The 24,992-nt window shown below is 39.3% G+C and carries 22 protein-coding genes; 15 read left to right on the forward strand and 7 right to left on the reverse strand.

Annotation, left to right across the window (positions count from 1 at the left end; all coding sequences use genetic code 11):
* Position 1: 1 nt before the first annotated feature.
* Positions 2-775 (reverse strand): tRNA pseudouridine(65) synthase TruC, encoded by a 774-nt coding sequence (gene truC, locus CXF69_RS08605; RefSeq protein ID WP_416375001.1) that lies wholly within the window; start codon positions 773-775, stop codon positions 2-4.
* Between truC and CXF69_RS14500 the strand changes: the two genes are divergently transcribed.
* The gene (locus tag CXF69_RS14500; protein WP_102078431.1) at positions 665-1,174 is read left to right on the forward strand and encodes a pirin-like C-terminal cupin domain-containing protein; all 510 of its coding nucleotides are present in this window, start codon (positions 665-667) and stop codon (positions 1,172-1,174) included. The genes truC and CXF69_RS14500 overlap by 111 nt on opposite strands.
* Positions 1,175-1,399: 225 nt before the next feature.
* Here CXF69_RS14500 and CXF69_RS08615 read toward each other — a convergent pair whose 3' ends face one another.
* From CXF69_RS08615 to CXF69_RS08625, 3 genes are all read right to left on the reverse strand, one after another.
* Positions 1,400-1,678, reverse strand: a complete 279-nt coding sequence (locus tag CXF69_RS08615; RefSeq protein WP_102078430.1) for a peptidylprolyl isomerase — start codon at positions 1,676-1,678, stop codon at positions 1,400-1,402.
* Positions 1,679-1,837: 159 nt separating this feature from the next.
* Positions 1,838-2,257, reverse strand: a complete 420-nt coding sequence (locus tag CXF69_RS08620; RefSeq protein ID WP_228706765.1) for a TetR family transcriptional regulator C-terminal domain-containing protein — start codon at positions 2,255-2,257, stop codon at positions 1,838-1,840.
* 280 nt (positions 2,258-2,537) lie between these two features.
* On the reverse strand, positions 2,538-3,170 hold the full coding sequence (locus tag CXF69_RS08625; RefSeq protein WP_102078428.1) for a sulfite exporter TauE/SafE family protein: 633 nt from the start codon (positions 3,168-3,170) through the stop codon (positions 2,538-2,540).
* A 337-nt stretch (positions 3,171-3,507) separates the two neighbouring features.
* Here CXF69_RS08625 and CXF69_RS08630 point away from each other — a divergent pair, with 337 nt between their 5' ends.
* Positions 3,508-3,930, forward strand: coding sequence for a DUF4172 domain-containing protein (locus CXF69_RS08630; protein ID WP_227522987.1), 423 nt, complete (start codon positions 3,508-3,510; stop codon positions 3,928-3,930).
* A gap of 335 nt (positions 3,931-4,265) precedes the next feature.
* On the opposite strand, the gene CXF69_RS08640 is transcribed toward CXF69_RS08630, so the two are convergent.
* Positions 4,266-5,246, reverse strand: coding sequence for a GlxA family transcriptional regulator (locus tag CXF69_RS08640; RefSeq protein WP_180952638.1), 981 nt, complete (start codon positions 5,244-5,246; stop codon positions 4,266-4,268).
* 224 nt (positions 5,247-5,470) lie between these two features.
* Here CXF69_RS08640 and CXF69_RS08645 point away from each other — a divergent pair, with 224 nt between their 5' ends.
* The 10 genes from CXF69_RS08645 to CXF69_RS08700 all read left to right on the forward strand — a co-directional run bounded on the left by CXF69_RS08645 (position 5,471) and on the right by CXF69_RS08700 (position 19,994).
* On the forward strand, positions 5,471-6,727 hold the full coding sequence (locus CXF69_RS08645; RefSeq protein WP_180952642.1) for a M24 family metallopeptidase: 1,257 nt from the start codon (positions 5,471-5,473) through the stop codon (positions 6,725-6,727).
* Positions 6,728-7,007: 280 nt separating this feature from the next.
* Positions 7,008-8,471 (forward strand): sodium:solute symporter family protein, encoded by a 1,464-nt coding sequence (locus tag CXF69_RS08650; protein ID WP_102078426.1) that lies wholly within the window; start codon positions 7,008-7,010, stop codon positions 8,469-8,471.
* 223 nt (positions 8,472-8,694) lie between these two features.
* Positions 8,695-9,648, forward strand: coding sequence for a DMT family transporter (locus CXF69_RS08655; RefSeq protein WP_228706762.1), 954 nt, complete (start codon positions 8,695-8,697; stop codon positions 9,646-9,648).
* A gap of 511 nt (positions 9,649-10,159) precedes the next feature.
* Positions 10,160-10,387, forward strand: a complete 228-nt coding sequence (locus CXF69_RS08665) for a helix-turn-helix domain-containing protein (protein WP_075107579.1) — start codon at positions 10,160-10,162, stop codon at positions 10,385-10,387.
* Between the two features lie 1,543 nt (positions 10,388-11,930).
* Positions 11,931-13,250: an MFS transporter gene (locus CXF69_RS08675; protein WP_102078735.1), complete on the forward strand. Its 1,320-nt coding sequence runs from the start codon at positions 11,931-11,933 to the stop codon at positions 13,248-13,250.
* 56 nt (positions 13,251-13,306) lie between these two features.
* The gene (denD, locus tag CXF69_RS08680) at positions 13,307-14,293 is read left to right on the forward strand and encodes a D-erythronate dehydrogenase (protein ID WP_102078724.1); all 987 of its coding nucleotides are present in this window, start codon (positions 13,307-13,309) and stop codon (positions 14,291-14,293) included.
* 47 nt (positions 14,294-14,340) lie between these two features.
* Complete coding sequence (locus CXF69_RS08685) at positions 14,341-15,213, forward strand: NAD(P)-dependent oxidoreductase (RefSeq protein ID WP_102078725.1); 873 nt, start codon at positions 14,341-14,343, stop codon at positions 15,211-15,213.
* Between the two features lie 35 nt (positions 15,214-15,248).
* On the forward strand, positions 15,249-16,412 hold the full coding sequence (locus tag CXF69_RS08690; RefSeq protein ID WP_102078726.1) for a fumarylacetoacetate hydrolase family protein: 1,164 nt from the start codon (positions 15,249-15,251) through the stop codon (positions 16,410-16,412).
* A gap of 45 nt (positions 16,413-16,457) precedes the next feature.
* Entirely contained in the window at positions 16,458-18,245 is a 1,788-nt protein-coding gene (locus CXF69_RS08695) for an IlvD/Edd family dehydratase (RefSeq protein WP_102078727.1), read from the forward strand.
* Positions 18,246-18,413: 168 nt separating this feature from the next.
* Positions 18,414-19,994 (forward strand): aldehyde dehydrogenase (NADP(+)), encoded by a 1,581-nt coding sequence (locus CXF69_RS08700; RefSeq protein ID WP_102078728.1) that lies wholly within the window; start codon positions 18,414-18,416, stop codon positions 19,992-19,994.
* Positions 19,995-20,328: 334 nt separating this feature from the next.
* Here CXF69_RS08700 and CXF69_RS08705 read toward each other — a convergent pair.
* A protein-coding gene (locus tag CXF69_RS08705) for an IS3 family transposase (protein ID WP_102078729.1) occupies positions 20,329-21,494 on the reverse strand; the annotation gives its coding sequence in 2 pieces (ribosomal slippage) (positions 20,329-21,236 and positions 21,236-21,494; 1,167 coding nt in all).
* A gap of 182 nt (positions 21,495-21,676) precedes the next feature.
* Between CXF69_RS08705 and CXF69_RS08710 the strand changes: the two genes are divergently transcribed.
* The 3 genes from CXF69_RS08710 (at position 21,677) to CXF69_RS14350 (ending at position 23,298) form a co-directional block, all read left to right on the forward strand.
* Entirely contained in the window at positions 21,677-21,886 is a 210-nt protein-coding gene (locus tag CXF69_RS08710; RefSeq protein ID WP_102078730.1) for a DDE-type integrase/transposase/recombinase, read from the forward strand.
* A 385-nt stretch (positions 21,887-22,271) separates the two neighbouring features.
* Positions 22,272-22,991 carry a FadR/GntR family transcriptional regulator gene (locus tag CXF69_RS08715; protein ID WP_102078731.1) on the forward strand — a complete coding sequence of 240 codons (720 nt, stop codon included), beginning with the start codon at positions 22,272-22,274 and terminating at the stop codon, positions 22,989-22,991.
* 115 nt (positions 22,992-23,106) lie between these two features.
* Positions 23,107-23,298, forward strand: a complete 192-nt coding sequence (locus CXF69_RS14350; RefSeq protein ID WP_102083175.1) for a hypothetical protein — start codon at positions 23,107-23,109, stop codon at positions 23,296-23,298.
* Between the two features lie 113 nt (positions 23,299-23,411).
* Here the strand turns inward: CXF69_RS14350 and CXF69_RS08725 are convergent, their stop codons facing one another.
* The gene (locus tag CXF69_RS08725; protein ID WP_102078732.1) at positions 23,412-24,986 is read right to left on the reverse strand and encodes an aldehyde dehydrogenase (NADP(+)); all 1,575 of its coding nucleotides are present in this window, start codon (positions 24,984-24,986) and stop codon (positions 23,412-23,414) included.
* Positions 24,987-24,992: the final 6 nt, after the last annotated feature.

Here is a 24,992-nt window from a genome sequence, read left to right on the forward strand (position 1 = left end):
CTTAAACCTCAACACTATCTGTCCAAGAGAACTCTTCTAAGATACGTATCCATTGATCGTCTAATCCCGCTGTTATTACTAGTGGCTCACCAGTGACGGGGTGGCTGAGTGCCAAAGTCTGTGCATGCAGCAACATACGCGTGCAATCATAGTGAGTACGAAAGAATCGTGTATGACGTATATCGCCGTGACTGGTATCACCCACGATGTGATGGAATACATGTCTCATATGCCGACGTAGCTGATGTTTGCGCCCAGTTTCAGGCGTTAAGCGCACCAGACTATAGCGGCTAGTGGCATGCTTCTTTGATACTGCAAATGGCAGCTCAATTTGTGCCAAACTCTGCCAGTGGGTGACCGCTTCTTGAGCAGGTTTATCTAAGTTGGCAAATTTATCGGCAATGGCATCAGGCTTAAAGCTCAACGCATAATCAACAGTACCTTGTTCAGACATAAAGCCGCGCACCACGGCCAAATATTGCTTAGTCACTTTGCGTTCAGTAAACGCTTCGGTAAGGCTACGTGCAACGGCTGAGCTCTTGGCAAATAACAATACACCTGATGTAGGTTTGTCTAACCTATGCACTGGAAATACATGACAGCCTACCGCATCACGGGTGAGCTGCATGGCAAAGCGTGTCTCGCCTTTGTCCAGCCAACTGCGATGCACCAACAGACCAGCTTCTTTATTAATCGCTACTATATACTCATCTTCATAGATAATTTCTATTTGATCAGCAGTATTGCCTTCGATATCCATGTTTTTATTGCTCATATTTTAGATGCGTCAATTATATATCCTTTTTATTGTACCTGTAGTGGCATAATAAATTTAGAGTCAGACTTTGAGTACGGTATCTTGGTTTCAGAAGGGGAGGTAGAGTCTGAAGGCAAGGTCTGTCAGCAAGATCAGTTATTCCGTTTTCATGATAGCGATGTCGCCAATAACAAAAGTATCAAACTGGCTGCCAAAAAGGGCACACGTATCATGTTTATCGGCGGCGAACCGCTTAATAACCAAGTGCTACTATGGTGGAACTTCGTTGCTGATAATAAAGCTGAGATTGAACAGTCTATTGTTGATTGGAATAATGGTCATGAGCGTTTCGATAATGTTGACTCTGATATGAAGCGCTTGCCTGCACCTGAACTACCGAAAGGTTTTAAAGGCTGATGACAACTTATTTCGCCCCTCACTATTTGACCTTAACTCGTAGAAAACTGCTTAAGTAAAATACTGCTTAAATAAAATAAGGGGATTTTGACGTAAGGATTAGAATGGGTAGGTCGACCAAAAACCAAGTCCTGACTACTATAATTATCACGATGTTAAATCATATATGAATCAGGACAACATTTGAGATATAGCTCAGGTGGCTTACAATCAGAGCTTCAACGCTTAAGTTCTATAAAGGACTTTTACGACATGCCAGCCAAATTTGGTCTTTACTAAATGCGGGGTAAATAGTTCGCCGGTAAAGCAAACTTTATCGAATGGCCCCACCATATCACCTTTGCCAAACTCACCTAAGCTGCCACCTTTTTTGCCTGATGGGCAAGTTGAGTATCGTTTGGCCAGTACATCAAATTTAGCGCCTTTTTTAAGCTTGGCAATAATGTCCTCAGCTTGTTCTTTATGTTTTACTAAAATGTGCAATGCGCTAGCGGTACGAGCCATAATGTAACCCTTCTATAAAATATTAATTATCAGGACATTATATCACTACTTACTTTAGTTGCTAACATCACTTGCAGGTGCTGATTTCTCCCAAGTCACTATCTATACAGACACGACTATTTGGGTTTCGGTACATAGCTGTACCTTCATAATGTCAAATCACGGAATCAAACTATCTACCAGAAGTTGAATGCTAGTATTTAATGCCTCATTAGCGAACTTCTTATTTCTCAAACTATGATTACACACCGCTTCAGTTTGAATAGAAAAATCAGAATAGTGCTGAGTCACCGCCCAAATATGAAAAATCAAATGGATGGCAGACACGGACTTAATCTTGTTATCTGCAATCCAGCCGTCAATCACTGCCACTTTTTCACAAACCAAAGACCTTAAATGGCCTTTTAATACGGCCATCAAATGAGGTGCCCCTTGTATAATCTCTAACGCATACAGTCTTGATGCTGCCGGTGATTTTTTTGAGATTTTATACTTTTCTTCAATATAGGTCTTAAGGGCAACCCTTGGGTCTTGGTTGGCGTTAATCTCACTCAAAGGCGATAGCCACTTACTCAGCACCTTTTCTAAAACAGCAACATACAGAACTTCTTTACTTTGGAACAACCTCTACTATTTTAAAGTAGGTCAACTGAATGTTATGGAGTGACAATATCTTACATGTATTGATTCTATCGAATTATAGGTATTATATGATTGAACAATAACAATGTAAGTTGTAATGCAATTAATCAAAATACTGTACGCAGATATTCAATCGGTAAAAATATATGCGGTGAAAGTACTGTCATTGTTTGTGCAAATGTACTATGAATAGTTATGGCATAGAATGGAAGGTTCTCTAGAACAGCACATCAATATTTCTTATTATCATTATTAGGCCACTGATAACCATTAGTATCAGTAGCATGATTCTAAACTGGCTAATACTAATGCCTGCTAAAAAGCGTTTGCCAATGATATTGCCAATCACGGCGCCCAGTCCTAATACAAGACCATACGCCCATATCTTGACGGTGAGTATCCCAAAAAAGGTGTAGCTGATGATTTGTACAATACCTACAAAGAAAGAATTAGCTGTTTTGGTCGCAATAAGACTTTCTTTTTCTAGTCCAGCATTCATATAAAAAGGGTTAAGAATAGGGCCGAGGCCACCTACCAAGGTGCTCATAAAAGCAATGGCAAAGCCCACAGGTACAAAACCTACTTTTGGCATATCAAATGTCTTGCTTACCTTACCAAACTTGTATTGGAAAATAGTCGAGACTAAAAATGCGCCAACCAATAACTGAATCCAGCCTGCGTCCAAACGACTAAACACCAATGCGGCTAGCCATGCACCTACGATAGCGCTTGGGACATAATACTTGGTCAATGACCAATCAATATCATGCCAAAATAGATAAAGTCGTGAGGCATTACTCAGAAAGGTAGCCACGTTGATTACAGGTGGTGCAATCGCTGTCCCTACCATCCTCTACCATGTCAAAGTAGGTCGACTAAAGTACATGTTGTGACAATGTCTTACATGTATTGATATATATAGCCTGTATATATTGTACGACTGAATAATTACAATGTAAATTGTAATAGAATAAAATTTAACTCGTATTTAGGCACTGTGTTTTTATAGTATTTTTACCTCTACTCAAGCCCTTATTAGAATAAAAAATATGTGTGTTCGTTGAAAATCTATTCTTATTGCATCTACTATTGTCATTTTTGAGTTTCTACGTATTGTTTCTACTACTTATTCTCTGCATATTATAAGGAGATTACTGTCCTAATCTCTGCATATTTCTGAGGAACATATGAAGCATGTTACTTATATTCATGAACATCTAAACTGGACTGAATGGCAATGGTCGGACAAAAAGCTATTGCCACTTGTTAGTCGTGTGCGGATATTACAAGGCCATTTACTAGGAAAGCTGCTAACACTAGGGTTCGATCTGAATGTTGAGGCACAATTAGATGCGGTGACCTTAGAGATTATCAAAACTTCTGAGATAGAAGGTGAGACACTAAATGATGAGCAGGTTCGTTCTTCAGTTGCGCGGCATTTAGGGCTGAATAATGCCAGTATGCCAACCAATACTCGTGAGATCGATGCAGTGGTAGAGATGATGCTAAGTGCTACCTATCATTATCAACAGCCGTTATTATTAGATGATCTACTCGGATGGCATCGAGCATTATTTCCAGATGGATATAGTGGGCTTTATGTGGGCTAGTTTTAGGTGTGCTATCTGGTGCACAAAATGAGCAGCAGCTAGTGAAGTATTCACCTGATGTGATTTTAGACAAGCTGACTGAGCTAAAAGAGCTTATTTAACTCAAAGCTAAGTCTAAGTTTCAATATATGAAAAATAGTAAAGCCATAAGAGCAGTGACTTTTATGGCTTTTTTAATTTGGAGGTTTTATCCTAGATTCTATGTAACTGCCGTTTAGATTAAAGGCTTACTAATACAGTCGTCAAACAGAATCATAAAGTGATTTTCTGATGTCTTTAGGGTAGTCAAAGAATACCGTTAAGCCATCCTAGTTACTGCGTCAATAAAAAATAGGTTATATCAGCTGATTCTCTTGCCTGTAATGGCTTGGTGTCATGCCATAGTTTTTTTTGAAGGTGCTAGAGAATGCACTGTTATCGATAAAGCCGCTTGCTAGTACGATTTGGCTAATAGGCAGCGTAGTATGTTTAAGAATATATTTGGCGTGTTCAAGGCGCAATCGCACGTAATACTGTTGCGGTGAACAACTAAAATTTTTATTAAATATGCGCTGTAATTGTCTACTTGATAATCCAAGATGACGGGCAATATCCTTAACGCTTAAAGGCTCTTCAAGATTGGTTTTCATCAATGAAATAGCATCTATCACATTGGTATAGCTACTGCTCAGTATTTTTGGCTTGGGCATATGCTGTACGTAAGTAGGCTCACGTATAGAGGTGATAATAAACATATCTTGTATCTTGGAAACGATGTGATGACCATGATGCTTATTGATGATATGTAAAGTCATATCCAATGCGCAAGCCCCACCTGAACAAGAGTATAGCTGCGGTGCTATTGTAAATATCTGGTCATTAAAAATAACACCTGGATAGCTTTCTTGGGCTACGCTGATGTTCTCCCAATGCAATGAGGCTGCTTGCTGTTCAAGTAAGCCGGCAGCCGCCAATGCTAGCGCTCCTGTACACAAACCGCCAAGTGCAATATCCCGTACTGCCAATCGCTGAATTAAGGTAATGAGCTTACTAGATTCCAAGTAATCTGTTTGGTGTCCTCCGCATACAAATACCAAGTCGCAGGTTAATAAGTAGTCGAGTGGTGCAGTATGACTTAACTTGATACCGTTACTACTACTGGTCTTATTGTCATCGAACCCTGCCACTACCCACGAGTATAAGAGTTGCTCGCTCACATAGTTTGCCATTCGAAGTGGCTCAATGATATTGCTGAACGCTAACATGGTGAAGCCGTTAATCAGTAAAAACCCAATACGTCTAGGCTTGTCCGTCGTTTTTTTTGTTATCTGCGTCATCCTATTTCGCCTCCCACACATCTCAACTTCTAATCAATATTAAGATATTTTTCTGAATGTCTGATTATAAACATAAAATGTCGCTTATGAAAAAATACCTTATTAATTTTACCTCTATTATCGAACGTGTTCTCAGTTAATTATTACTACTTTGGAGACGTTCCATGTCAGCACTAAAAGACCTTACTAGCACGTTATCTTCTACAGATTTTTCTCGAAAATCGATGAATTCATTAAACCTAACCTCTTTAGATGGCTCATTAGATAATCTGCATCTCCCAAGTCTAATCGAAATTAAAAACGGCCAGAAAGTGCAACCGACTTTTAGTCATCAAGAATATGCAAATCGTCATGAGAAACTTCGTGAGTATTTAGATAATCATGGCATTGTGGCGGCGCTTTTCACCTCGATACATAACATCAATTACTACTCTGACTTTATATATTGCTCTTTTGGGCGACCTTATGGACTAGTCGTTACTTCAAAAGAAGTTGTGTCAATCTCTGCCAATATCGATGGTGGACAGCCTTGGCGGCGTACTGTGGGCGACAATAATATTGTTTACACTGATTGGCAGCGTGATAACTATTTCAAAGCCATTGCTCAACAAATTCCTCATCACGGCCGCGTTGGTATTGAGTTCGATCATTTACCAATGGATCGCTTTGCTAAGCTCAAAGCTATCTTACCCAATGTAGAGTTTGTCGATATTAGCCTAGCATGTATGACCATGAGAATGGTTAAGTCCTCTGAAGAGATAGCGCTAATAACAAAGGGTGCTCAGGTCTGTGATATTGGTGGAGCTGCATTGGTACAGGCTGTTTATGATGGCGTGCCCGAATACGAAGTTGCCTTGGCATCTACACAAGCGATGGTGAAGGCTATTGGTGAGCAGTTTGGTCAAGTGGAACTCATGGATACATGGACATGGTTTCAGTCAGGTATTAATACGGATGGTGCCCACAATCCAGTGACCAATCGTCGTGTCCAATCGGGTGATATATTGAGTCTTAACTGTTTTTCTATGATAGCAGGCTACTACACCGCGCTTGAACGCACATTGTTCTTGGATAAATGTGATGCAGATTCACTACGCTACTGGCAGATAAATTGTGAAGTGCATGAAGCAGGTCTTGAGCTTATCAAACCTGGCGTGCGCTGCTGCGATATCGCACATGAGCTGAATAAAATTTATGCAAAATATGACTTATTAGAAAAACGCAGCTTTGGTTATGGCCATTCTTTTGGTGTGCTTAGCCATTATTATGGACGCGAGGCAGGACTTGAGCTACGTGAAGATATTGAAACAGTGCTTGAGCCCGGTATGGTCATCTCTATGGAGCCGATGATTATGATTCCAGAGGGCATGCCGGGTGCTGGCGGTTATCGAGAGCATGACATCTTAGTCATCAATGAGACGGGCGCTGATAATATCACAGGCTTTAAGTACGGCCCGGAGCATAATATTATCGGTCGTTAATGTAGGGGAGTGTCATCAATAAATACTGTCTATATTGAGTGGGCTACCATGAATAATTTTCTTATTTTAAGCCCGCCAACATAGATGATGATGCGCCTCGCACGATGCAATTATTTTCACATTTTACTTATTAAGGAAATAACATTATGGACCTGTTTCTTAACAGCTGGACGTTATTTTGGTTTTTGACCATTAATGTACTGACGCTATTACTGGCAGTGAGTTATTTCTTCGTAGAGCGTCATAACAAGTAATGTAGTAAACGATACGAGGAATCGACATGTTTATTAATTGGATGATATTGTTAGCAGCAATTGCGCTTCTCATTGTATTGGCTAGTAAAGCTTCAAAAGTCATGTCAGCAGATGAGGAAAGTGGTTTTTTAGTAGCCGGTCGCTCATTAGGGCCTTTTGTTATGGCAGGTACTGTCGTGGCTACTGGGTTTAGTGGTTGGGGCTTTATGGGCTCACCTGGTGCCGCATACCAATATGGGACGATTGAGCTTTTAGGTAATTTCTTTTTTGCACCAGCCATGGTCGTCGCCGTATTATTTTTTGCGGTCTATTTGCGTAATAGAGCCATGAAGATGGGTAGTAGTACCATTCCTGAATTTATCGTCAATTTGCACTGTAATGATCGAAATTCAGTATCTGCTCGCACTTTGCGTATTGTCACGTCTTTAGGCATGATTATATTTTTGACCGTATTTTTGACGGCTCAGATTAGAGCGCTTGGTATGTTGGGTAGTAGCTGGCTAGGTATTTCACCTCTTCTGGCTTCTGCGCTTTTATTGGTAATTATTACTATTTATACCATGGCAGGCGGATTGCTCGCCGTTGCTTGGACTGATACTTTTATGGTGATTGGGATGGCCACTGCTGCCATTTATATAGTGGTTCAGGTGTTCACTGACATTCCGTTAGCAGATATGATGACGCAGCTGAATGCGATAGATCCAAACCTTGTCAATCCAGAAAATTCTAACCCATATGGCAATGCCAAAGCTTCTGTTTTTCTAGTATTTGTCTATGCACTTATCTTTAGTACTGCATTGCCCTATATGTCAGTACGTTTTTTGGCGATGAAATCTAATATTAGTATTGCCAAAACAGGCTTTTATACGGCCATTCTAGGGTGTATTTTGAGTTTGGTGCCTATCGTTGGCTTATATGTTCGTATCAAAAACCCCGGTCTGATCAATCCCGATGAAGCAATGCCTTGGTATTTAGCCAATGCTATTCCAAGTGTAGTGGGCAGCGTGATCACTTTGTTTATTCTTTTTGCTATGAAATCTACGGCAAACTCTATCTTGCATACCTTATCAACTGCTGCCTCACATGATTTGCGTTTGGCAGTATTTGACAATAAACCTCGCACTGAGGCTGAGCTATTGAAACTGAATAGATTGTGGGTCGCTATTGTGGCTGCTATCGCCTTCATTTCTACCTTCTTCTTACCTGAAGCGATGCTTAGCTATCTAGGAATATTCTCTAGCGGTACCTTAATGGCAGCTTTATCTGGCGTGCTTTTAGTGACTATCTTTTATAAAGGCTCAACGATGGCTGCTATTGCCTCTATTATCATCGGTGCTGTTTGTAGTAGTTATCTCTTAACATCAGGTATTGTCGGCTGGGTAGAGGGACCTCTTATCGGATCAGCTGCATCAGCCATCACTTACTTGGTCGTTAGTGTGTTGGTTCCTAATAGAGTCAAAGTCATATCAGAAGAAGCTGTCAGCGCTTAGATATAGATACTTATATTTATTAATACTTAACAGAGCCTAAGTTAACCGCTGAGTTTATTGACTGATAGTCATAAATTCAGCGGTTTACGTATTCAGTAAGGCTGGCAAGTATGAGTTGTATAGATAAGCTAATGCTGATTAACACTCAGTTATTTTGTACCAGTTTTATATTTACTCAATGATATTACGAACATTTTATGTTCAATAATAGAGGTGACTAGTCGTGGAAGTATTGAAAACCAGACCTATAGCGGTTGATGTCAAGCCATGGATTGGCACCATACAAATTGTCATGGCGGCCATATGTTGGGGCACACTTGGTATATTTTCGACTTATCTTAGTCAATTAGGTTTTAGTAGTTGGCAAATTACGATATTGCGTATCATAACGGCAGCTATTATTGCTATAACGATGTTGCCTAAGATCTGGAAACCATTAAGTAGGCTAATACTCGGTCAATGGTTTGGGCTTGGTCTACAATCCCTAATTGGCGTACTGGGTATGACGGTTTGCTACTTATTTGCAGTGCTTCATGTGGGAGCAGGCACAGCAGTCGCATTACTCTATACGGCGCCAGTCTTTAGCTTAATATTCTCGCACCTATTATTAGATGAGCGAATTACTTATAAAGCTGCATTGTTAGCAGTTGTAGCAGTGATTGGCGTTGGTATGACTACGATGGGTGGCACTACTGAAGGGAATTTGGGTATTGCCGTTGGGCTGCTTTCTGGCGTTTGTTACTCTTTATATGGTGTGCTTGGTAAACGCGCCATGCATCATAAACACTCTGCACCACTTGTCTTTTTTACGTCAATTTTGTTCAGTGGCATTGTATTATTGTTCATTCCTACCACGTATACAACTTATTATAAGCTGATACAGCTTCCTGTTATTAGCTGGATATATGTACTGGGCTTATCTTTGGTGGGTACGATTGCACCTTTTGCATTATATATGAAAGCATTAGAAAAACTACCAGCCACACGCGCGTCAGTATTTACTATCTTTGAACCTTTGACCGCAATATTTTTGGCAGTGTTGCTCCTGCATCAAATGTTATCAGGTATTCAATATATAGGTGTTTTTTTGATTTTGCTCGTTGCTCTATTAAATGGGCTAACAAATTCGACCAATGTACAACTGCCGAGATGGTTTAGAAGACAAAAATTATCGTAATTTAGTTTTATAGACATTATTATTTATAATACAACTCTCTCAAATCAGTTGCTTCTAAAAAATAATTTGATATAAGAGCTACGACTCTAATGGCAGGATGGTTATCATTTCTTCTTAAAGTATGCAGCGTAGAAACTCAGCTTAGATGAAATAGGTATATTTTGCTATATCCTGGTATATTTTGGTATAAGTGACTGAAATTACTTATTATTTTACAATAATTACTTGCAATTTCTGTAGATAACAGTAGATTAAATTATATAAGATTTCAATAAGTATGATTGGATTTCACTATTTATGAAAAAGACTTACCTAAACGATATAAAGCAAAAAGAGCTAAGTGTTCATAAAGCTAATATTGGCTACTATAAAATATTTAATCACCTTATTTTGCCTTACATGTTAAAGAGCGATATTGAATTTTGGACTCGAATTCAGTGTTCGCAAGTGTTTCAAGTAGAAAAGCAAGGTAGTAGAGGGTATTTATTCTACGACAATTGGAGTTTGTAAGATGATAGTTAACCATCTCCCAACTTTACTAGCTGAAAGAAGGCTAAAAGTAGCGGATGCCGTACGAGCAACAGGGGTAAGCAAGACGACATTACATAAGATATATAACGATCAATCATCTAGAATTGATTTTGATACTATAGATAAGCTTTGTGAGTATTTAGAAGTAGAGGTGGGGGATATTTTTGAATATGTAAAAGAGGATAAAGAGAAAAATACTCAGAAATAGGTTTTAGCTTACAGTTTAAAGTAGAGGTCAAAAAGAGGGTTTTAATTTTAATGGTTTTTAAGGGTCGGTCACCATTTGGTCACCATCACTTTTTTGAATGATTTAAATCTGATTGCATAATCATGACTATGAGGTGATATAAGAAAGTATTTTTCGCTACAGCCCATATATTACAGACAAAAAAAGCCCCAATCTTAAGATTGGGGCTTTTCGAATCTGGTAGGCGTAATCGGATTCGAACCAACGACCTCTACCATGTCAAGGTAGGTCGACCAAAGTACATATTATGATAATATCTTACATACATTGATATAAAAAGGATTTAGATATTATAAGGCTGAATAATCAGAATGTAAATTATAATCGAATAAAATTTAACTCGTATTTAGGCACTATATTTTTATAGTGTTTTTACCGCCACTCTATTGTCAGATTACACTGGAAATATTAATAGTGAGTCTCTAAACGATAAGTAAGTAGAGCATTCTTTTGCTTTATATTTAGAAAAAGATGACAGGAGGGCTAGCTACTACTTTTGAGATTGATACAGCAATGGAGACTATTCAGTTGGTGATAATATTAAATATGTATAGTTTGAGGACCAAAAAATAAATGAGGGTTTAAGATATAAAATACTAAGGACTATTTAGTTTCATTATTATCGTCCGCCTGTTCGATTAAACTTTCACAAGTTGTCTTTTACGGTAGTGACGGTATAGGTCATTGCTTATAATCCAATCGCATCAGAATAAGTAAGAACTCACCAAACCGACATCAAAAAAATTACTAGAAAATAGCTTCGAAAGCATCAAACAATTTCAAAGGCAACTCATTCAGTTGTTTTTCGATATCGTTTTAGAGGCGGAGATTATGGTAGCGAGCTTGAGATTTTCACTCTACTAAACTGTGACTGTAGCTTTAGGACTTTTCTAGTAAACGTCAAAAATTAACGGCTTTTTCGTAATAATAAGCATCAAGATAGTTAGCAATATCTTGTTTAAGTGCTTCATTAGTTATTTTGTGTGGAGACCTATCAGGGGACTGATATTAATATTCTTCTTCCCACTGGCTACCATCGTTGGTCCAAGATCGTAGAACATTACTACCTTGCAGATGCTCATACTTTGCTTAATCGATTGTGAGACCTCTTCACAAAGAATGATTGGGTCAGACATAAGCTCAAATAAGTTATTAATAGATTGAATAAATTTAGCCAGCCTACAAATAGGTTTACTATATAATATAAAATTTGCTTTACTAGTAAAACGCAAAGCCAGAGCTTTCCTACCTGTATCCATATACAAATTTCTATATAACCGCCTAAATACATATCTTAAAGGATTTTTTTCTTAGTAAGATAATTCAAACCTGTCAAAAAAATACTAAAATAATGTTCAGATTGTATTGACACACTTTATCAATAGTAATACTATTTACCACCTTGAGCCTATTTAAGTACATAAGAAACTCTATATGTTTTTCTTCTTACTTAAATTTAACCACATGGAAAGTGGCATCTATCACATGGAAAGTGGAGTCTATTATGGATTTTGAAAAAGCTACTATTAGGAAAATCACCTATAAATTAATTCCCGCATTAATAGTTCTTTATATTATTGCCTATATTGACCGTGGTGCAGTTGGATTTGCAAAACTGTATATGAATGCTGATGTAGGCCTTAGTGATGCAGCCTATGGGCTTGGGGCGGGTCTATTTTTTATTGGTTATTTTATCTTTGAAGTTCCAAGTAACTTAATGTTAGCCAAGTTTGGCGCACGCAAATGGTTCACGCGTATTCTATTGACATGGGGTCTAATTACTATGGCGATGGCCCTTACTCAAGGACCAAAAAGCTTTTATGCACTTAGATTTTTACTTGGCGCTGCAGAAGCAGGATTTTTCCCAGGTGTTCTTTATCTAATCACCCTATGGTATCCCATACGCCATCGTTCAAAAGTTATGGGGTACTTTGTTCTTGCCCAGCCGCTAGCCTTAGTCATAGCGGGACCACTTCTAGGAGCGTTACTAGGTATGGATGGCATTGCAAACTTACATGGTTGGCAATGGATATTTATCTTAGTTGGTTTACCTGCAGTCTTGCTTGCATTACCTACTTATCGCTATCTACCTGATGAGATCAATACTGTTAAATGGCTGTCAGATGAGCAGAAGAGCTGGTTAAAAAATCAGTTGCTTCAGGATCAAACTGAGTATAAGCAAACCACCCATGCCAATCCGCTACATGCTTTAAAAGATAAAAGAGTACTTATGCTTGCACTCTATTTCCTACCTTTGCCACTCTGCGTGTATGGTATAGGCCTTTGGCTACCAACTATTATTCAAAAATTCGGCGGTAATAGTGACTTCCAAATTGGACTTTTAACAAGCGTTCCTTATATTTTTGCAATCATTGGTTTATTAGTAATTCCTCGTAGTGTTGAACGCCTAAACGATCGCTATGGTCATATGGCATTTCTTTATATAGTCGGTGCTATTGGCATGTTCTCCAGTGCTTGGTTTAGTTCACCTATCTTACAACTCGTTGGACTTTCTGCTGTAGCTTTCGCGCTATTTACAGGTATTGCTGTATTTTGGACGATACCAGGACGTTTCCTAACAGGTTTAAGTGCGGCTGCGGGTATTGCCATAATCAATGCTTTTGGTAACTTAGGCGGCTACGTTGGGCCATTTATGATCGGATTATTGAAAGAATCTACAGGTAGCCTGTCATCAGGTCTCTACTTCCTCACCGGTGTAATGATATTTGGACTAATAATGACCTATTTTATGTATAACAAGATGGAAAAAAACTCTGCTACTAAGTCATCAAACCTATCAGAGTTAAAGAAAATTGCTTCTTGATTATTTTGATTAATTGTTTTTATTTTTTACATTAATTACAGACAAAGGATTCGGTTATGAATATTTTGATTACAGGCGGTACAGGTTTCGTCGGTAAAGAAATCGCTAAAACGCTATTGAAAACAGGCAGTCTTACTTTAAAAAATGGTGAAACACATAAAATTAGTAAAGTTATTTTGTTCGATTGCTTTGCAGGTGAAGGTGTTCCCACAGATGATAGAGTAGAGGTAGTACTTGGCGATATTAATGATAAATCCCTGCTTCAAGAGCTCATTCAAGACGTTGATATTATCTGGCATTTAGCAGCAGTAGTCAGCTCTGCTGCAGAAGAAGATTTTGAATTAGGTATGAGTATAAATTTATATGGCTTAATTAATTTGTTAGAAATATTGCGGTTAAACACTTCTAGCAAACCAGTAAAATTTATCTATGCAAGTGGCTGTGCTGTTTTTGGCGGTAAGCTACCCGATGTAGTGACCGACACTACAGCTGTTACACCAAGCTCTTCTTATGGAATGCAAAAAGCCGTGGGTGAACTCCTAGTCTGTGATTATTCACGAAAAGGTTATATTGATGGACGAGTTTTGCGACTCCCGACGATTGTAGTGCGACCTGGTAAGCCAAATCGTGCTGCCTCAACATTCTTCAGTTCGATTATTAGAGAACCACTTAATAACGAAAAAGCGATATGCCCTGTCAATAGAGAGACCCAAGTTTTTATAATGTCCCCAAGACAATGTATCTCCTCAATGCTTCTAGCAGCCCAGATTTCTCACGAAGATTTGGGGAATGAGCGGATTATTTCTTTGCCTGGTTTAACTGTTAGTGTCAATAAAATGCTGGAAGCATTAGAGAAGATTGCGGGTAAAGAACGACTCAATTTAATTGAATGGCAGCATGATGCCAATATCGAAAAGATTGTTAAAAGTTGGCCTATTCAAATCGAAGCAGCATATGCGAAATCTTTGGGTTTTGAAGCAGATAAAAGCTTTGAAGATATTATACGAGCTCATATAGAAGACAATCCTACGGCTTTAGCATAAACATAATCAATTATGAAACTAATAAAATAGACTTAGAATGGCTAATTATGAAAAAAATAGGTTTTATCGGTACAGGAGTTATGGGACTTCCAATGGCATTAAATATACTTAATGCCGGATTTTCCCTCCAAGTTTGGAATCGTTCTAAAGATAAACTTGAATTGTTAGAGAAGCAAGGGGCTAACATCGTTGAGTCGCCACAAGAACTAGCAAGGCAGGTAGATGTGCTTATTCTTATGCTAAGTGATGGTCAAACTTGTGATGATATGCTATTTGGTCAATATGGACTAATTAATGACTTGAACCCCTCTAGCAGCGTCATAGTCATGAGCTCAATCCCAGTCGAAACAGCTCAAGCTCAATCTAGAAAATGTTATGAAAAAGGAATTGATTATTTGGATGCCCCTGTTTCAGGTGGTGAGCAGGGGGCAATTACTGGAAATTTAGCTATTATGGCTGGCGGTGAAGAAGTTGCATATCAGTCGGCTTTTGACGTATTAGCCGCTATGGGTAGGCCCATACATGTTGGGCCATCTGGTACCGGACAATTAGCCAAACTTGTCAATCAGATCATTGTTGCTACTACTATCGCTGCCGTTAGTGAAGGTCTAGTTTTAGCAAAGCAAGGTGGGGCTAACCCTGAAAAAATGCTATCAGCCTTAGCAGGGGGGTTCGCGGACTCATTAATTCTACAGCAACATGGAAAACGTATGATTAATGAAGATTTTAAACCAGGAGGGTATGCGAAATGGCAGCTGAAGGATACACATACTGCAGTCAATTATGCTAAAAGCCTTAATCTTAGTTTACCAGTTTTGGCGTTGGTAGATACGTTATTTGAACAGATGGTACAAGAAGGATGGGGAGAGTTAGACCATTCTGCCTTGATTAAACACATAAAAAAGATGAATCACTTATAAACTATATTTTTATTCATTTAAAGGGAATTTTTACTATGAATATGCAACTAAATACAATGAACACCTTGCCTACAGATGGACAACAAGGGTGTCTTATTGGACGGGTTTGGCGAGCTGACAAAAATAAACCTGTGCCCGTTTTGCTAAAAAACAATGAAGTTATGGATATATCGTCGCATTTTTCCACAATAGCCCAACTATTGGAGAACACTTCACCTGTCAGCATTCTTACCAACCTAAAGGGTGAAGTGTTAGGAACAATAGATGAGTTATTAGACAATACCCACTGTAATGCGATAGAAAACGATAAATTTTATTTTTTATCACCGATAGATTTACAAGTGATAAAAGCAGCAGGTGTAACTTTTGCTAGTAGTATGCTTGAACGCGTTATAGAAGAAAAAGCAGGGGGCGATGCTGCTAAAGCTAAAGATATTCGCAATAAGGTAACCGAAGTTATAGGAAATAATTTAAAAGATATTGTTCCCGGCTCAGAACAAGCTCAAAAGTTAAAAGAGCATCTTATTAATAATAATATGTGGTCACAGTATCTAGAAGTTGGTATTGGGATAGATGCCGAGATCTTTACCAAAGCCGCCACACTTTCATCAGTAGGGGTTGGGCAATATATTGGTATCAATACCAAATCTGAATGGAATAATCCAGAACCAGAAATTGTATTAGTAGTGAATAGTGCAGGGAAAATCCAAGGGGCGACGCTAGGTAATGATGTAAATTTACGAGATTTTGAAGGTAGAAGTGCCTTGCTGTTAAGTAAAGCTAAAGATAATAATGCTTCGTGTGCCTTAGGTCCATTTATTCGCTTGTTTGATGACAATTTTTCACTAGATGACGTCAGAGAATCTAACGTTGAGCTAGAAATAGAAGGTAGTGAAGGTTACATACTGACAGGCGAAAGTTCGATGACTGAGATTAGTCGTGACCCGGAAGATTTAGTGCAGCAAACATTAAATGAAAATCATCAGTATCCAGATGGTTTTGTATTGTTTCTAGGAACACTTTTTGCTCCTACACAAGATAGAGATAAAGTAGGTGCAGGATTCACGCACAAAATCAACGATATAGTAAAAATCCACACCCCAAAACTTGGCACACTACGAAACATTGTAATAACCAGCGATAAAGCTCCTAAGTGGAATTTTGGTTTGCTTTCATTAATAGATAGCCTGAAAAACTAATTCACAATAGTGTGTTAATAAGAATCTATCTCTTAAGGAATTTATATGACAAACAAAAAAGACAATGTTTTTTTGCGAAGTAAACAATGGTTCAACGAGCCTTCTCATCCAGATATGACAGCCTTATATGTAGAAAGATACATGAACTATGGCTTAACTAGAGAAGAGCTTCAGTCAGACCGCCCTATTATCGGTATTGCTCAAACAGGCAGCGACCTAACCCCTTGTAATCGCCATCACAAAGTTTTAGCAGAACGTATCAAAGATGGAATTCGTGATGCGGGTGGTATACCTATGGAGTTTCCTGTCCATCCCATAGCTGAACAAACCAGGCGACCCACAGCTGCATTGGACAGAAACCTTGCTTACTTAGGTCTAGTAGAGATTTTGCATGGCTATCCTTTAGATGGTGTAGTCTTAACCACAGGTTGTGATAAAACAACACCAGCTTGCTTAATGGCAGCAGGTACAACAGATTTACCCTCGATTGTATTTTCGGGAGGGCCTATGCTTAATGGCTATTACAAAGGAGATTTAATCGGTTCAGGTACAGTACTATGGCATGCTCGTAACCTATTAGCAGCTGGCGAAATTGATTATGAAGATTTTATGGAAATGACTACTTCGGCTTCTCCTTCAATTGGACACTGTAATACCATGGGTACTGCTTTATCCATGAATGCCATAGCAGAAACATTGGGAATGTCCTTACCAAGCTGTGCCAGTATTCCTGCACCGTACCAGGAGCGGGCACAGATGGCTTATAAGACAGGTAAGCGTATCGTTGATATGGTCAAAGAGGATCTAAGACCTTCCAAGATTATGACCAAACAAGCATTTGAAAATGCTATTGTTGTGTCCTCAGCGCTTGGTGCATCTAGTAATTGTCCTCCACATTTGATTGCAATTGCACGGCATATTGGCATCGATTTAAAGTTAGAGGATTGGCAAAGTATAGGTGAGCATATTCCATTACTCGTTAACTGTATGCCTGCAGGAAAATATTTAGGCGAAGATTTCCACAGAGCAGGTGGTGTCCCTGCTGTTATGAATGAGTTATCCAAAGCAGAGAAAATCCATACAGACTGTCTTACCGTTACAGGCGAAACTATGGGGAAAAATCTCGTTAAGTTTCCTAATACTAATCCCGATGTTATTTATTCTTATGATAATCCCCTTAAGTCAAGAGCAGGATTTATTGTTTTGAGTGGCAACTTTTTCGATAATGCCATTATTAAAATGTCAGTTGTAGGTGAGAAATTCCAAAAAACTTATCTATCTAAGCCTGGTGAAGAAAATTCATTTGAGGCACGAGCTATCGTTTTTGAGGGACCTGAAGATTATCATTCAAGGATCAATGATCCAAGCCTAGATATTGATGAAAACTGCATTCTAGTCATTCGAGGCAACGGTACAGTCGGTTATCCAGGCAGTGCTGAGGTCGTGAATATGGCGCCGCCTGCCAAATTAATCAAGCAAGGCATTGATGAACTCCCTTGCTTGGGTGATGGTAGACAAAGTGGTACTTCTGCTAGCCCTTCTATTTTAAATATGTCTCCTGAATCTGCGGTAGGTGGTGGTATTTCTCTACTACAAACTAACGATAAACTGCGAATAGACCTAAATCTGCGGAAAGTAGATGTGCTGATTTCTGAACAAGAATTGCAAGATAGACAAAAACAATCTAAGCCTAATTTTCCTAAATCCCAGACTCCATGGCAAGAAATCTATAGAAGCATGGTGGGTCAGCTTTCTACAGGTGGATGTCTTGAGCCTGCAACATTATATTTTAATGTTACTCATAACAGTAATCTACCCCGTAACTCCCATTAGATTATATACAGTCAAAGCTGTATTAAAACTAATACATCCTTCATTGCGTGAAAAATTACTTTATATCGCAAAACGTTTAGATCCCTTAGTTTGAAGCAATTATAAGTAACTTATAATTGCTTCATTCAAATTAATTTATGGTCAACTCAATATTATTTGGAGTGCTCTATGAACAATGGAAAACAATTTATTAATGGCGAACGTATAGCAACTAATTCACCTGATTTACAAAGCATCAACGCAACCACTTATGAGCCGACGGGTTATTTGTTTAGTCAGGCCACCTTACAAGAAGTTGATAACGCTTGCACAGCTGCTGCTACTGCTTTTGAAGCTTACTACAAAACAAGTCATGAACAACGTGCACAATTCTTAGAAGAGATAGCGACCCAAGTCGAAGCACTAGGTGCAACCCTGCAAGAGGTTAGCTCGATTGAAACGGGTCTACCTATTGCACGCTTGAAAGGTGAGACAGGGCGAATTACCGGACAGTTACGATTATTCGCAGAACTCCTACGCCGTGGAGACGTGTATGGTGCACGCATTGACGTCGCACTACCTGACCGTAAGCCAATGCCGCGTGTCGATTTGCGCCAACAAAAAATAGGTGTTGGTCCTGTTGTAGTGTTCGGTGCAAGTAACTTTCCTTTAGCGTTCTCTACGGCTGGCGGCGACACTACTGCCGCATTGGCAGCAGGTTGCCCTGTTGTTTTTAAAGCTCATTCAGGACATATGGCGACGGCAGAACTGATTGGAGAGGCTATTCAAAAGGCTGTTGATGTCTGCGGTATGCCAAAAGGCACATTTAACATGATCTTTGGTGGCAAAGTTGGTGCAGACATTGTTAAACATCCAGCAATTCAAGCTGCAGGATTTACTGGATCTCTTGAAGGCGGAATGGCATTATTTTCTCTTGCTCAAAACCGTCCTCAGCCCATACCTTTCTTTGCTGAAATGTCGAGTGTGAACCCTGTCATTGTTTTACCAAATGCTCTAAAAGCGCGTGGTAAAAAAATCGCCCAGGAGTTAGTCGGGTCTTTTAATATGGGTTCTGGACAGTTCTGCACTAAACCAGGATTGATATTAGGTGTTAAAAGCCCAGAATTTGATCAATTGATTAGCGACTTAACTGAATACACTACTGAAGAAGCTCCCCAAGTTATGCTCAATCAGGGCACACTCAAAAGCTATAATGAAGGTGTAGAAAATCTTACTAAAGAAAAAGGCTTTAAACTACTTTCTTCAGGTAAAGCGGCTGAGCTAAAATCCCAAGGACAAGCTAAATTATTCAAAGCAGATGAATCTCTATTGTTATCAGGGAATGCCCGTTTACAGCATGAAGTATTTGGAGCGTTGTCCATTGTAATTGAGACAAGTAGCGAAGAAAATCTTGTTAAAGGAATTGCGGCTTTGGGTGGACAACTTACCGCGACCATCATCGCTGATGAGGAAGATTTGGTTGAAGCAGGCGAACTGCTAGACTTACTCAGTAAAAAAGCAGGGCGAGTATTGTTTAATGGTTACCCTACAGGAGTAGAGGTGTCGGATGCGATGGTACATGGTGGACCTTTCCCTGCAACCAGTGATGCCCGTGGTACTTCTGTGGGTACAGGATCGATCGAACGCTTCCTACGTCCCGTGTGCTATCAAAATACGCCACATAGTCTCTTGCCTGATGCGTTAAAGAATGAAAACCCCTTAAATATTAATCGCCTTGTAAATGGTAGTATAAGTAAGGATAAATTATAGTCTAAGCATTCGACTATTCCATCTAGCGTACACTTAAAAATGCGAGATAGTGTCTAGTGTCCACAACAAAATAAGTGGACACGAAGATGGCACAAAGCATAGTTAGAAAACTTAAATGCTATACATACAGCCTTAAGTTACAATAATTTCTTATAAAAGATATAGGAATTTTAGGACAATCAATTTCTATTATAGTCAGAAATAACGGCAGAAATTAGAACCTTTTGCACAACTGGAAATAATAGAAATACCTCATATATAGTCTATGAATTTGAACCTTTTCGATACTGACCCCTGCTGTCAATCCCGTAGAACTAAACTTGGGAGATTTTAGTTACGCAGCCTGACGATAAAAGTCAAACCACACCTGTCTTGGCGATTTATAGCCCAAACCCTTTTGAATCCTAGTCTGTTTGTAATACAGCTCGATATATTTGATGATGTCAGTAATGGCTGTGAATCGTGTTTTATAGTCCTTATGATATATTAGCTCATTCTTTAATATGCCCCAGAAGCTTTCTATTGGCGCATTGTCATAACAATTGCCACGACCACTCATAGAGCCTATAAAGTGATGCTGCTTAATGATTTTGTGGTAGGCATGGCTACAGTACTGACTGCCTCTGTCTGAATGCACAATTAATCCTTTATTAGGTCGTTTGTTTTTGATTGCCATATTGAGTGCACGGCAAACCAAGTCAGCAGTCATGCGTTTGTTGATAGCATAGCCGACAAGCTCTTTGGTATATAAATCTTTAACGCCTGCCAAATACAACCAGCCCTCAGCAGTCCAGATATAAGTAATATCGCTTACCCATGCATCATTAGGACGGTTTGCATCAAACTTCTGATCCAGCACGTTTGGATAAACCAGCTTGTTATGATCAGAGTCAGTGGTGACTTTAAAGCGCTTGTGACGACGGCATTTAATGCCGTATTCTTCTTTGATGCTTCTAACCATATATTGGCTGATATCGTACCCTTGCGCTCTTAGGTGGGCATGCAGTCGATCTACGCCATAGCACTGCTTGGTCTGAGTATGAGCGACTTTAACCAGTAGTTCACACTGATTGCGATGTATCTGTTGGTCGCTGAGATCACGACCCAGCCAGTCGTAATAGCTTGATAACTTAACACTTAGCACGCGGCACATAGTGGTGATGCGAAAGAGGTGCTGGTTATCTTTGATGAAGGCGTACCTGACTAGCTGTGCCTTGCAAAGTACGCCGTCGCCTTTTTTAGAATTTCGCGCTCCTCTTCGGCTACTTTAAGCTGCCGCTTGAGCTGCTTTATTTCTTGAAGAGCACTCATAAGATCAGGATCATATTGTTCTGTGCCAATAAGCTTGCCTTGATTGGCTTTGTTCTGCCAGTTCGATAACGTTTGCATCGCTATGCCAAGTTGCTTGGCTGTGGCTGAAACATTACCGTTATTGTCTGCTATTTTCTTAACGGCTTCTGCTTTAAATTCGTCACTGTAGGTTCTTACTTTCTTGGTCATGGTAAACTCCAGTTAATACGCTTAGTTTACCAAGTTTAGTTGTACGGTTTCTTCAGCATAGCTCAGTCTGTTATCAACTCCCTATGAACCACTTTGGGATTGTCGGATTCTCAATATTCTAAGGAAATACGAAAATGAAAAGACAAACTTACCCTCCTAATATTAAATAACACGTCGTTCGCATGTTTATTGTTGCTGACTTTAATTATATCGAAACTATTAACGGTTGGATTTATACCGCTTTTATTATTCATATGCTTGGCTGTAGCATTGTCGGCTGGAAGGTTTCTAATGATATGAACAAAAATATGGTATTCGACGCGTTAGAACAAGCTTTAGTTAATTGTAATAAGCTCAAAGCTCTAACTCATGATAACGATAGTAAGGTTTAATACTTATCCATTCGCTATACCTATAATATGGCTGAGTCAGACGTTATCATCTTTGTGGACTCATACTATAATACGTTGGTCGGAACGGCTAATAACCTTATATAGAACTGAAATAATTCAATATTCAAAAGAACAATGGTGTAAACGATGTTGAACTGGCAACTCTTGAATTGATAAACTATTCTTCATAGAACCCATTCATATAGCACGACTAATTGTGTGTTATCTTTTGAGTTTGAAAAACGATATTATGATAGTTTAACTTTGTCGGGCATGGCTGTCTGACTCAAGTAAATCAACCTCCGATAAAGCTAGAGTGGTTCACCTTGTTAATTTGTAAGGTCTTCTATAACATATCAGCGTCAACTATGAATAAGTGCAAACTATGAGTTCAGCCAATTATAAAAATCCAATTCCAAGTAAAAGTCAGCATGCACTAATTGTTCAACAATTAGGTCTAAAAATTGTTTCTGGTGAATTTCCTGAAAATGAAAAGTTACCAGCTGCTGCTGAATTATGCGAAGAGTTTCAAGTTAGCCGTCCAGTTGCTCGTGAAGCAATACGTGTATTGAATTCAAAAGGCTTAACTTATTCACGTCCAAAAATTGGTACAGTTGTTCGCCCAAAAGATGAATGGCATTTATTAGATCCAGACGTACTTTTTTGGCTGATAGAATCAACACCAGAAACTGATTTTGTTAAAACTCTATCGACTGTTCGACGTGTTTTAGAACCTGAATTAGCTTATATTGCTGCTAGTACGGCAACGGATGAAGATATAGAAAAAATTAGAGAAGCCTACGATGGAATGGAAAGGGCAGCTAATATAGAAGAATTTGTAGAACCTGACATAAATTTTCATCTTGCCATTGCAAAGGCAACACATAATGACTTACTTGCCTATATGTCGAAAATGTTGGTATTACCTTTACAACAATCTATCAAGGTCACTAGCCAATTGAGGCTCAATTCACAAACACACTCATTGCCAAGGCACAAAGCTATTTTAACTGCGATTGAGAATAAAGACCCTTTATCAGCGAGACTTGCTTCTTTAGTACAATTGGATGACGCTAATATGGGATATGCATTAATCAAAAAATAATATGGAACTCGACTTTGACTATTAAACTTGTAATAGTTGGCAAGAATAATAGACTTTTTATAAGAGTTGCATGATGAATTAGAAGAACTTTATTGCACAAAATCAAATAATTGCTATGCCTGATATCAACAAACTAGTAGAGCAAATCTACGCAGGCTTTGAACGCTATGTTTGGATCCATGAAACTATCTCTGACACGTTGTTAGAAAGCAGGTTAAGAGGTGTGCTTTTACTCTCTTGCCGCTTAAAGTTTATTACAGATAAGGATCAGCAATATGTGGCCGCCACTATGTTTGTAAGTTATTAATAATTACACAGGGTTCGGGAAAGGAATGAATCTCAGAAAAGATTGTTAGTATAAGTATCTTCTACCTAGTAAAATAAAAAAAGAGACCATTTGATGGTCTCTTTTTATTTGCATCAAATCTTATTTTGAGTCATCTCACCATTGATTAGTCTCAAAATATTGAACGGATTCTCATCTTTTAACGCTTCTGGTAATAAGCTCTGGGGATAATTCTGATAACATACAGGGCGTAGATAACGGTCAATGGCTAGCGTTCCGACTGAAGTACCACGTGCATCAGATGTTGCAGGATAAGGTCCACCGTGAACCATTGCTTCACAGACTTCTACCCCAGTTGGATAGCCATTTAAGAGTAGACGTCCAGCTTTCTCTTCTAGTACGGGTACCACGTCTGCGAATTCAGCAAAATCGGCCTCATCAGCAATTAAAGATGCTGTCAGCTGACCATTCATGCTACTTAGTGCTTGAATCAGCTGTGCTTTGTCTTTGACTTCAATGACTATGGTCGCAGGACCAAAAATCTCTTCTTGTAACAACTGATTGCCCGCGAGTAGTAATTCTACGTCTGCTTTAAACAGTTGCGGTTGAGCTTGATCCCCTTGTTGAGTCTGGCCTGCTAAATGCTGAAACCCTTTGTGTGCCATTAAATCTTCTAGACCTAATGAGTAGCTTTCTAACGTGCCAGGGTTTAACATGGTTTGTGCAGGTTTGGCATCGATAATAGTTGTCAGATTTTCAATAAATTGACTGTATTCAGGTGACTTAATCCCAATGATTAAACCAGGATTGGTACAAAACTGTCCACAGCCCATTACAACAGAATCCGCTAAGTCTTGAGCAATGCTATCACCGCGATTTTTTAGAGCAGCTGGCAGCATGACCATAGGATTGATACTGCTCATTTCTGCAAATACTGGAATGGGATTGGGGCGAGAGGCTGCCATAGCGCCTAAGGCCTGACCACCTTTTAGCGAACCTGTAAAACCAACCGCTTGAATCAAGGGGTGTTTTACCAATATTTCACCGACACCACTGCCATAAATCATACTAAACACACCTTTTGGCATATTGGTGCTTGCAACAGCTCTATCAATCGCTTGAGCTACTTGATCCGCCGTTACCATATGTCCACTATGGGCTTTGACAACCACAGGGCAGCCTGCTGCCAAAGCAGAAGCCGTATCACCGCCCGCTGTCGAAAAAGCTAAAGGAAAGTTACTAGCCCCAAACACAGCAATCGGACCGACGCCTATCTTTACTTGACGTAAATCTACACGTGGCATAGGCTCACGCTCAGGCAGTGCCGTATCGATACGAGCCCCTAAATAGTCACCGCGGCGTAGCACTTTAGCAAATAAACGCATTTGACCACTAGTACGACCACGCTCGCCTTGTAAGCGTGCAAGTGGTAGCGCTGTCTCTTGTGAAATATTGTCAAGAAAGTCTTGCCCTAGTGCGTCTAGTTCATCAGCAATCGCTTCAAGAAATAACGCGCGCTGTTCAGGTGACGTATTACGATAGCTTTTAAAGGCTTCACTGGCGGCTTCGCAGGCCTTATTGACCTCTTCTTCAGTCGCTTGATGAAAATCATAAGCCAAAGGTTCTCCAGTGCTAGCATTAACGCTTTGTAAGACTTTGCTACCAAGCGCGCTGCGCTGACCTGCAATAAAATTATGTCCGATAATCATAGTATT

The sequence above is a fragment of the Psychrobacter sp. Choline-02u-9 genome (assembly GCF_002836505.1).
GTDB lineage: Bacteria > Pseudomonadota > Gammaproteobacteria > Pseudomonadales > Moraxellaceae > Psychrobacter.

Bases quoted from the DNA above. Each gene is read 5' to 3' on its own strand.
- CXF69_RS14500 (WP_102078431.1), top strand. From the start codon at position 665: ATGCACCAACAGACCAGCTTCTTTATTAATCGCTACTATATACTCATC.
- truC (WP_416375001.1), bottom strand. From the start codon at position 775: ATGAGCAATAAAAACATGGATATCGAAGGCAATACTGCTGATCAAATA.
- CXF69_RS08615 (WP_102078430.1), bottom strand. From the start codon at position 1,678: ATGGCTCGTACCGCTAGCGCATTGCACATTTTAGTAAAACATAAAGAA.
- CXF69_RS08625 (WP_102078428.1), bottom strand. From the start codon at position 3,170: ATGGTAGGGACAGCGATTGCACCACCTGTAATCAACGTGGCTACCTTT.
- CXF69_RS08630 (WP_227522987.1), top strand. From the start codon at position 3,508: ATGAAGCATGTTACTTATATTCATGAACATCTAAACTGGACTGAATGG.
- CXF69_RS08640 (WP_180952638.1), bottom strand. From the start codon at position 5,246: ATGACGCAGATAACAAAAAAAACGACGGACAAGCCTAGACGTATTGGG.
- CXF69_RS08645 (WP_180952642.1), top strand. From the start codon at position 5,471: ATGAATTCATTAAACCTAACCTCTTTAGATGGCTCATTAGATAATCTG.
- CXF69_RS08650 (WP_102078426.1), top strand. From the start codon at position 7,008: ATGTTTATTAATTGGATGATATTGTTAGCAGCAATTGCGCTTCTCATT.
- CXF69_RS08665 (WP_075107579.1), top strand. From the start codon at position 10,160: ATGATAGTTAACCATCTCCCAACTTTACTAGCTGAAAGAAGGCTAAAA.
- CXF69_RS08675 (WP_102078735.1), top strand. From the start codon at position 11,931: ATGGATTTTGAAAAAGCTACTATTAGGAAAATCACCTATAAATTAATT.
- denD (WP_102078724.1), top strand. From the start codon at position 13,307: ATGAATATTTTGATTACAGGCGGTACAGGTTTCGTCGGTAAAGAAATC.
- CXF69_RS08685 (WP_102078725.1), top strand. From the start codon at position 14,341: ATGAAAAAAATAGGTTTTATCGGTACAGGAGTTATGGGACTTCCAATG.
- CXF69_RS08690 (WP_102078726.1), top strand. From the start codon at position 15,249: ATGAATATGCAACTAAATACAATGAACACCTTGCCTACAGATGGACAA.
- CXF69_RS08695 (WP_102078727.1), top strand. From the start codon at position 16,458: ATGACAAACAAAAAAGACAATGTTTTTTTGCGAAGTAAACAATGGTTC.
- CXF69_RS08700 (WP_102078728.1), top strand. From the start codon at position 18,414: ATGAACAATGGAAAACAATTTATTAATGGCGAACGTATAGCAACTAAT.
- CXF69_RS08710 (WP_102078730.1), top strand. From the start codon at position 21,677: ATGTTTATTGTTGCTGACTTTAATTATATCGAAACTATTAACGGTTGG.
- CXF69_RS08715 (WP_102078731.1), top strand. From the start codon at position 22,272: ATGAGTTCAGCCAATTATAAAAATCCAATTCCAAGTAAAAGTCAGCAT.
- CXF69_RS14350 (WP_102083175.1), top strand. From the start codon at position 23,107: ATGCCTGATATCAACAAACTAGTAGAGCAAATCTACGCAGGCTTTGAA.
- CXF69_RS08725 (WP_102078732.1), bottom strand. From the start codon at position 24,986: ATGATTATCGGACATAATTTTATTGCAGGTCAGCGCAGCGCGCTTGGT.